Consider the following 666-nt stretch of genomic DNA (forward strand, 5'->3'; position numbering starts at 1 on the left):
CACCACTAAAGTAATTGCAATTTGTGAAATACGCTCTAAGTCAATCCCACCTGGTGACATCAAGCCTTCCGTGATTTTATCTGTCATATCCCCTAACCGGTCGGGACCGATAATAGACGATATAGAACCAATCATGGCTAGGACAACCGCTGCAATGAACGGCCATTTGTATTCACGCGCATATGTCAAAATATTCGCCATCAATGAAGGTTGATTTGCATCTTTTTTCTTAGTCATTTGCTAATTCCTCCTCTGATAATTGTGAATAAGCAATTTCTTGGTATACCTTGTTGTCCGCTAATAATTCTTGGTGTTTACCGCGACCAACAATTTCCCCTCTATCTAGTACTAAAATTTTGTCCGCATCCATAATAGTTGAAATACGTTGGGCTACAATGATCTTAGTGGTGTCAGCCATACGTTCAGCTAAAACGCTACGCAAGGTCTTATCTGTCTGGTAATCCAAAGCAGAGAAGGAATCATCAAAGATTAGAATCTCAGGTTTACGAGCAAGTACGCGGGCAATCCCTAAACGTTGCTTTTGACCACCGGAGAAGTTGTTACCACCTTGGGCAACATGGGTATCTAATTGGTCAGGTTCTCCTTCAACAAAGTCTCTTGCTTGTGCAGTGTCTAAGGCAGCCCATATTTCATCGTCTGATAAGA

1 protein-coding gene and 1 pseudogene are annotated in these 666 nt (G+C 41.9%); both read right to left on the reverse strand.

Annotation, left to right across the window (positions count from 1 at the left end; translation table 11 throughout):
- Window positions 1-237 (reverse strand): annotated as a pseudogene (locus tag ACRCJ0_RS18000) (ABC transporter ATP-binding protein); the annotation flags it as partial.
- Window positions 230-666 (reverse strand): ATP-binding cassette domain-containing protein (locus ACRCJ0_RS18005; protein ID WP_431391507.1); only part of this gene is annotated, 437 nt, incomplete at its 5' end. The pseudogene ACRCJ0_RS18000 and the gene ACRCJ0_RS18005, both read right to left, overlap by 8 nt.

Source organism: Aerococcus sp. L_32 (assembly GCF_050689315.1).